Origin of the sequence: Iodobacter sp. BJB302, assembly GCF_002735645.1 — a bacterium.
Classification (GTDB): Bacteria; Pseudomonadota; Gammaproteobacteria; order Burkholderiales; family Chitinibacteraceae; genus Iodobacter.
On sequence record NZ_PDZG01000040.1, the window covers coordinates 37,525 to 45,034 of the forward strand.

Genomic DNA, 7,510 nt, shown 5'->3' on the forward strand with positions numbered 1-7,510 from the left:
CATCCTTAAGGGCAGCACTGATATAAGTTTATCCACGGCAATTGTAAAGTTTACACCCTGCCCCCGCTATGCGCTGAATCACATAGATCTGCGGCGAAACCATCCGGTTAAAGATAAACGCTCCCGCTGGCTAATTAATACTTCATGCTCAAAACGATTGGATAAAAAAATCACCAGCTTGCCACCCTGAGGCAGGATATCCAAATGGCGGTGCTCGTCTAAATATAAACGCAATTCTCCGCCATCCTGTTCTGTCCATTCCGGATTAAGATATACAACAACCGTTACAACCCGGCTGTCTTCACCCCGGTGCTGATCCAGATGGCGTGCATAAAAACTGCCAACGGGATAAGCAGCAAAATGGCATTCCAGCTCATCTAATCCCAAATACAATGCGGCATTCAGGCTTTGCTTTAATTCATCCAGCTGGCTTAATGCCCTGGCAGCAATCGGATCATTCGCATCAATCCAGCAAATATTATCGCCCCTGATTTGCTCCTGCACGATATGGCCTTCTTTTCTGCCTATCCCTGCCTGATAAAATAAATGCCGCCGCTCCTGCATTGCCGAAGCCAGAATTTGCACTTCAGTGCTGTCTAAAAAATGAGGAACAATCGTAAAGCCATGCTCTGCCAAATCATCAAGAATTAAATCAATGCCCATTTGTTTCGCCTGATACTACGTCTTTTGTAGGGATAAAAAAATCTGCCGGCTGTTTCAAAAAGCGGCGCATAAGCTGGCCTAATAATGGCCGGGTCTGACCAAAAGACAACTTACGTGAACGCAGTGCAACCCAAAGCGCTAAAGTAAAGCTCATCACCAGATTGGTCATCCCAATCAGCGCTACGCCAAGCAGCGAGATCACCACGACATGCCAATCCATCTGAAAATTTTGCGCAACTAAGGCAAAAGAAAAATTAGCCGATGAAAATGTAATATGCCGAATATCAATGGGTAAGCCCAGTAATGCACCAATTGTACCTATCGATCCCAGCATAATCCCAAAATAAAAATTACCAGCCAAAGCGCCTAAATTATGCTCAATATAATTGGCTATTCTTTGTGTTCTGGCCGCTCCAAACCAACGACTTAACCAGGGCAGCGCAGCAATTCGCTCAGGTATATCGTTATAAATCGCTTTATTATCGTAATAACCAGAAATTAACCCCGACATAAACAAACACACACCAGCTATAGCGGCATGAAAAATAGCCAGGCTGGCAATTGGGCTTAAATCCTGCAACAAATGATTAGCTTTGTCAGTATTTACAAAAGCCTCGCCCAATTGCCATTGCCAGGCCATACCAATCAGCAATGCCACAGGCATGGCCAGTAAAACATTACCCGCAATAGCTACAAATTGTGTTCTGAAAACTTTAACAATCAGCTCAACCAATTCACCTAGGCTGTCTTTTTGCTTTGCAGAAGAATGAATTGATGCGGCAATTTTAGCGGCCGTCATCGCGGGCTGCTTGGTTGCCACAGTAAAGTGCATGATATGAATAAACATAAAACCAAACGCATAGTTCAAACTAAATGCAATTGCTTCCAGCAATAAAGGCAGATGTGCTTTGGTAATCAGAATTTTCAGCATGGCCATAAAGCCAACAATAATCCCTGCCCCGGCCGCCGATTTAAACATTCCCACCCAGTCACGGCGCGTTTCAGCGATATAGTGCTCGCCGGTATGGCTGGCATGCTCTGTGACCTGCAAAGCCAGTAATTCGGTATTTTCTGCGAAAAGGTCCTTTAAACTATATTTTCGATTTTCTGCCGTTACAAAAGCATGCAGGGTATTAAGCAGCGTTTTTGATTTTTCTGGCGATGGATCAGGATTAGCCAGAGTCAGTAAAGTTTTCAAACGATCAATATGCTGGCGTAAGCGGATAAGCAAATACGTTAAGCTCACCGACACGCCTTGCTTAGCCGCATTTTTGCGTACTTTGGCAATCACTTCTTCGCATTGCGCCAGCAATACTCGGATTTGCAAATCATCCTCGCTAGGCTTGCCATCATGAATTAAATCTTGCCGGTAACGCTCAATCCAGGCCAGTGTTTCTACATTTTGCCGCACAAAAGGCGATTCAAAACGTTCGATATCCGGATGGTTTTTTACAATTTCCGGCTCAAGCCCTATTGCTGAAACACGGCAGGATAAAACCTGAATCGCTTCCAGCATTTGCACTAAAGTCAGATTAATACTGTCTCTGTCTGTTTCATCATGAAAATGCAGTGCATTGCCTAAATCCTGCCACACCTCGTGCGGCACATTGCCAAACCATACGTAATCATCATGGCGATTAAATGCAGCGCCAAATAAATCTTTTAATGAGGATAAATTAACCGTCGGCGGCAGCAGGCTATGGCCAATTCGCCGCACCAGTGCATCATAAAGGCTTTCATTTGAAAGAATGCCAGTATCGGTATAAAGATGAACCTGCTTTGTTGTTGAAAGCAAATGCAGCAAATGGCGGCGTAAAGCCGTGCGCAATTCAATATGCTGTTCCAGCAAATAACACAAGGCCTGAATATTATTAACAGCCTGAGTGGTGTTTTCAGCTTTAGCGGGGCGCAATGCAGCTATCAGCTGACAAAGCAGCCCGAAAGCCTGATCCACCGTAGCGGCCTGCATCGATTTCAGTATTTTTTCCATTCAGTACTCTTTGTTCAATTCATTACAGAGTGCTTAAAGCACCGCATCCCTCTCAGGCTGTTGCACTGCAGATCCTCTAAGCATTTTTAATTTGATGTTTCCGGTTGACCTGTCTCTGGCAGAGATAGTGCCCCTAATCATCTGTTTAATGTGAATTGGACGGGAATCAAGCCCTGTTGGCAAGCCGCCTTTTTCCCCTTTTCATCTTTATAGCGACCCAGTACTCACTTAGCTTAACTACAGCCAGGCAATACAGTGAATAGATTTGTCAGCAAAAACAGACCTTGCCTAAGCATTAAATCATTTTAAGCTTGCACTTATGTACAATCTGTCAGAAATGACTGATAAGGAAGCAAGCGATGCATTTGATTTACCTGATGCTGACAGCCGCTATTTTACTGGTGAACTTAGCCGCTCTTGGCCGCCTCTTTAGTAATTACTTTGCAGATGCACAGCTTGCAAGAGCAGCCGGAACGCTTACTCTGCTGACGGGCTTCTTTTTTATTGAGCATTTCATTGGTCTTGGGCGCTTAAGCTGGATCTGGCCAATCAGCACTTTACTCAGTGTTCCGCTCTTGTTTAAGCACTGGAAAACGGGTGGCTGGCGGGATGAGCTGCCGTTCTGGCTGCCCTTTGCCTATGTGTTTGCCTGGCGCTTTGTCTTCCCCGATATTGATGGCCAATCAGAGCACCTTACTGATCTGGCTTTTGTATCCAACTATATCAGTGGCACGCAGCTACCCCCGGTGGATGTCTGGTTACCCGCTTACCGCTTCGATATTTACTACGGCTTTTTACACTACGCCACCGCCTTAATGGGGCGTGTATTAGCCTTGGATGCAGGGCGGGCCATGAACTTTGGGTTTTGCCTGACGATCGCACTGACCATCAGCCTAGCCTGGAGCATCACCAGCCACTTTATTGCAGCGCGCTGGAAAAAAGGCTTGCTCATCGCTGCGCTCTTAGTCGGTGGCACAGGGGTCGCCCCACTTCTCCCTGTGCTTTTTGAGCCCGCAAGCAATGATCAGGCCGTCATTACCCACCTTTGGGCGAATACCCGGTTTGCGGGGCTCTATGATCAGCAGATCAATACCGCAGCAGGCCAGGCACTCTTTCCCAAAACCGAAGGGGTCGCAGCGAGAGAATTACCACTGGAAACGCTGTCTTATTACATCTACCTCGGTGATTTACACCCTCCCCTCGCAGGCTTTGCCCTGCTCTTTTTTGCGCTCGCTCTGATCATCCGTTTAGAAAATGAGGCTAAAGCAAAGCCACTCGCCTTTGCTTTAGGTGCAAGTGTGCCACTATTGCTTGCAGTAAATGCTTGGAATCTGCCCTTGCAGGGCTTGCTGGTATTGGGATGGTGCGTCTATCGCCGGGCAGGCCAGCAATTTTATTACCTAAAATATTTAATCGCCGGGGCCGTTTGCGCTCTGGGTTTACTCTACCCCTTTATCAATAGCTACGCGCCCAATGCCTTATCTGCTGGCTTTGCCTTAGTTGCAGCAGAGGATCACACCCCATTACGCCAGGGCCTGGCCATCTGGTGGCCGGTCTTGCTGCTGGCTGTTTTAGCACTTAGTCAGGGAAGAAAAAACCGGCTGGCCTTCTGGAGCGGGGCAGGCGTTTTATTATTGCTGGCACTGATGGAGTTCGTGTTTATCGATGATCCGCTCTCAGGCGCCTATAACCGGTTTAACTCAACCTTAAAATGGTGGTCCTGGCTTTACCCTGCCGCACTCATACTGCTGGGATCAATTGCCCTCAGCAGCCCTAAGCGCTGGCAACAATATCTGGCTGCAATCCCCCTTATCGCCGTCTGCGCCTATACTCTGCCTCAGGCTCAATACTGGCGCTATCACCCAAAAACCAGTGCAGGCCAATTTGCAGGGGATGGCTGGTTAAAAAATGACTTCGCCCACAGAGCAATTTTGAATCACCTGCGTACGGCAGAAAAAGGCGTGGTACTGGAAGGGCTAGATGCAGGCTCTTACACACCAGCCAGTGCTTTTGCCCTGCACAGCGGCCATCCTGCGGCACTGGGCTGGCCAGATCATGAAAGCCTGTGGCGTAATCAGGCCCCCTTTATTCAGGCAGAAGCTGGCAAGATCCGTGCCTTTTATCATGCATCTCTTCCCAATGCAGAAGCATGGCTCAACAGCCAGAACATTCGCTATATCGTGTGGAGCCGCTTTGATCAAACCCGCGGGCCGGCAGCATTCTCCCAGCTGAGGGCTCAGCTGGAGCCCCACTATACATGGCGTGCTTTAGTGATAGAAAACGGCGTTGAATATGGTGTTTGGGAGCGGCGCTCCTAAGCCCAAAAAGCCGCAATCTTCCTCTCAGCAGCTGGGAATTCGGGGCCGCCGGGTTCCCGCCTGCATAGAAATCATCACCCTTCCCTAAGCCAAGGCGCTACCTTGCCGCCTTGCCGCCATTGCTCTTCCAAACGCGCCCATATTTTATTTTTATCTTCATCACTCATCATGACCCAGGTCGATACCTCGACGACGCTACGGCCACATCCACGGCAAATTTCATCCCCAAGCGCGGTTGAACAAACGGCAATACATGGTGAATCAGGGCGATTTTTTTCCAATATTCGTTCTCCTTGTGGTGGAAAGTAATCACTAATTACAGTCAAACATCACTATCACTGATCTGTCACAAACAACCGGCATGATTTGATCATCCCCCACCAGAGCCTACCTGTATGTCGGAGAGCACTCTCAAGTTTCGCAGCATTTGGATCTCTGACCTCCATCTTGGTACATCAGGCTGCCAGACTGCTTATTTACTCGATTTTCTCAAGCATTGTGATGCCGATCATCTTTATTTGGTTGGCGACATTATCGATGGCTGGGCCTTAAAACGCTCATGGTTCTGGCAACAAAGCCACAATGATGTTATCCAGAAAATCCTTAGAAAAGCCCGTAAAGGCACCAGGGTAACGTATATCCCCGGCAACCATGACGAAGGTGCAAGGCAGTTTTTAGGGCTGATGTTCGGGGAAATCATCATCGAAGATGAAGTCATCCATACCATGGCCAATGGTAAACGCTTTCTGGTGTTGCATGGCGATCGCTTTGATGGCGTTGTGCAATGCGCAAAATGGTTGGCAATTGTCGGTGACCGCCTCTATACCATTACATTGAAACTAAACCATTGGTTTAACCGGGCCCGTGCAAGGTTTGGTCTGGGTTATTGGTCTCTGTCGCAGTTTCTGAAACATAAAGTGAAATCGGCAGTGAGTTTTGTATCCAATTTTGAAACCGCAGTCGCAGCCGAAGCCAAAGCACTCGGCCTGGATGGCGTCATTTGCGGGCATATCCATAAAGCAGAAATGCGTGAAATTGATGGCGTGCTCTACTGTAATGATGGCGACTGGGTAGAAAGCCTGACCGCCCTCGTTGAATTACCAACAGGTGAATTACGCATCCTTACCTGGCAAAAATTCTTTCATGAGCAGCAAACAGAGCTTATCAACCTGTACGCACCTAATTCACCCCTTTTCGAAGGACTGACAGCATGAATATTTTGATTGTGACGGATGCATGGGAACCTCAGGTAAACGGCGTGGTTCGCACCCTCAAGCAAACCCGGCAAGAGTTGGAGCATCTTGGTCACATCGTTGACGTGCTCTCCCCCCTCGAATTCAAAACCATTCCCTGCCCTACCTACCCGGAAATTCAGTTATCCATGTTTCCCGGCAGAAAAATTGCGCAGCGCATTAAAACCTTCAAGCCAGACGCTATCCATATCGCCACCGAAGGGCCATTAGGGCTGTCTGCACGCCGCTATTGCATCCGCAACAAACTCCCCTTTACCACGGCCTATCACTCACGTTTCCCAGAGTATGTGCAGCTGCGTATTGGTATTCCTCTTTCATGGACTTACGCCTGGCTGGCCCGCTTTCATAATGCAGCAGAAGCCGTCATGGCCCCAACCCAGGTTGTAGTCAAAGACTTAGAGGCGCGCGGTTTTAAAAAGGTAGTGATGTGGTCTCGCGGCGTAGATCTCAAAATATTCAGCCCGGGCGACAGAGATCGCCTGCAAACCCGCCACCCGATTTTTGTCTATGTAGGCCGTGTAGCCGTAGAAAAAAACATAGAAGCATTTTTAGAGCTCGATTTACCCGGCTCTAAGTGGGTATGCGGAGATGGTCCTGCGGCCGCACAGTTACGAGCAAAATATCCTGATATCAACTGGCTGGGCGTGCTTAGCCAGGAAGAGCTTGCCAAAGTTTATAACGCGGCTGATTCTTTTGTTTTCCCATCAAAAACAGATACTTTCGGTTTAGTTTTGCTCGAAGCAATGGCCTGCGGCTGCCCCGTAGCCGCTTACCCAGTTACCGGCCCGATTGATGTGATTGGCGCAGATGGCCCTGGAGCACTTAATGCTGATTTGCAAAAAGCCTGCTTAGACTCTTTAAAATTAAGCCGCGAAGAAGTACGCAAACACGCAGAAAAATTCTCATGGGCCGCAGCCAGCCAGCAGTTTCTGGCGCACCTGCACCCATTCACACCCACAGCCCAAAACGAGCTAGCACTCAGCCTTGCAAACACGGGTGAATAAAACATAAAAGGCATGACGGTTGTAGGTTGTGCAGGTTGGGTTAGCAGCTTTATCGCGTCCCAACACGCAAACCACGGGTAGTTGCTCGCTACGCGGTAGTCACATTTCTTCGGCGCATAGCAAAAACCCCGATATCTTTCGATATCGGGGTTTCACTATGGGGTGTCTGGCAATGACCTACTTTCACACAGGTAATCTGCACTATCATCGGCGCTAAGGTGTTTCACTGTCCTGTTCGGGATGGGAAGGAGTGGGACCACCTCGCTATGGTCGCCAGACTTT

Annotated in this window: 6 protein-coding genes and 1 rRNA gene; 3 read left to right on the forward strand and 4 right to left on the reverse strand. The window is 48.4% G+C overall.

All coding sequences use genetic code 11. The features are described from left to right. Nucleotides 1-78: 78 nt before the first annotated feature. Together CSQ88_RS13655 and CSQ88_RS13660 are read right to left on the reverse strand one after the other, a co-directional pair. Nucleotides 79-663 carry a 2OG-Fe(II) oxygenase gene (locus CSQ88_RS13655; RefSeq protein ID WP_099398644.1) on the reverse strand — a complete coding sequence of 195 codons (585 nt, stop codon included), beginning with the start codon at nt 661-663 and terminating at the stop codon, nt 79-81. Continuing rightward, nucleotides 653-2,653: a site-specific recombinase gene (locus CSQ88_RS13660; protein WP_099398645.1), complete on the reverse strand. Its 2,001-nt coding sequence runs from the start codon at nt 2,651-2,653 to the stop codon at nt 653-655. Before CSQ88_RS13660 ends, CSQ88_RS13655 begins: the two co-directional genes overlap by 11 nt. 359 nt (nt 2,654-3,012) lie before the next feature. Here CSQ88_RS13660 and CSQ88_RS13665 point away from each other — a divergent pair, with 359 nt between their 5' ends. Beyond that, the gene (locus CSQ88_RS13665) at nt 3,013-4,971 is read left to right on the forward strand and encodes a DUF2298 domain-containing protein (protein WP_099398646.1); all 1,959 of its coding nucleotides are present in this window, start codon (nt 3,013-3,015) and stop codon (nt 4,969-4,971) included. A gap of 74 nt (nt 4,972-5,045) precedes the next feature. Here the strand turns inward: CSQ88_RS13665 and CSQ88_RS13670 are convergent, their stop codons facing one another. Beyond that, on the reverse strand, nt 5,046-5,252 hold the full coding sequence (locus CSQ88_RS13670) for a DUF1289 domain-containing protein (RefSeq protein ID WP_205836497.1): 207 nt from the start codon (nt 5,250-5,252) through the stop codon (nt 5,046-5,048). 114 nt (nt 5,253-5,366) lie between these two features. Between CSQ88_RS13670 and CSQ88_RS13675 the strand changes: the two genes are divergently transcribed. Further along, nucleotides 5,367-6,185 (forward strand): UDP-2,3-diacylglucosamine diphosphatase, encoded by an 819-nt coding sequence (locus CSQ88_RS13675; protein ID WP_099398647.1) that lies wholly within the window; start codon nt 5,367-5,369, stop codon nt 6,183-6,185. Next, a complete protein-coding gene (locus CSQ88_RS13680) occupies nt 6,182-7,228 on the forward strand; it encodes a glycosyltransferase family 1 protein (RefSeq protein ID WP_099398648.1) in 1,047 nt (348 codons plus the stop codon). The genes CSQ88_RS13675 and CSQ88_RS13680 overlap by 4 nt, the downstream gene beginning before the upstream one ends. Before the next feature lie 164 nt (nt 7,229-7,392). Here CSQ88_RS13680 and rrf read toward each other — a convergent pair. Then, nucleotides 7,393-7,506, reverse strand: a 5S ribosomal RNA gene (gene rrf / locus CSQ88_RS13685). Between the last annotated feature and the right edge of the window lie 4 nt (nt 7,507-7,510).

Bases quoted from the DNA above. Each gene is read 5' to 3' on its own strand.
- CSQ88_RS13655 (WP_099398644.1), bottom strand. From the start codon at position 663: ATGGGCATTGATTTAATTCTTGATGATTTGGCAGAGCATGGCTTTACG.
- CSQ88_RS13660 (WP_099398645.1), bottom strand. From the start codon at position 2,653: ATGGAAAAAATACTGAAATCGATGCAGGCCGCTACGGTGGATCAGGCT.
- CSQ88_RS13665 (WP_099398646.1), top strand. From the start codon at position 3,013: ATGCATTTGATTTACCTGATGCTGACAGCCGCTATTTTACTGGTGAAC.
- CSQ88_RS13675 (WP_099398647.1), top strand. From the start codon at position 5,367: ATGTCGGAGAGCACTCTCAAGTTTCGCAGCATTTGGATCTCTGACCTC.
- CSQ88_RS13680 (WP_099398648.1), top strand. From the start codon at position 6,182: ATGAATATTTTGATTGTGACGGATGCATGGGAACCTCAGGTAAACGGC.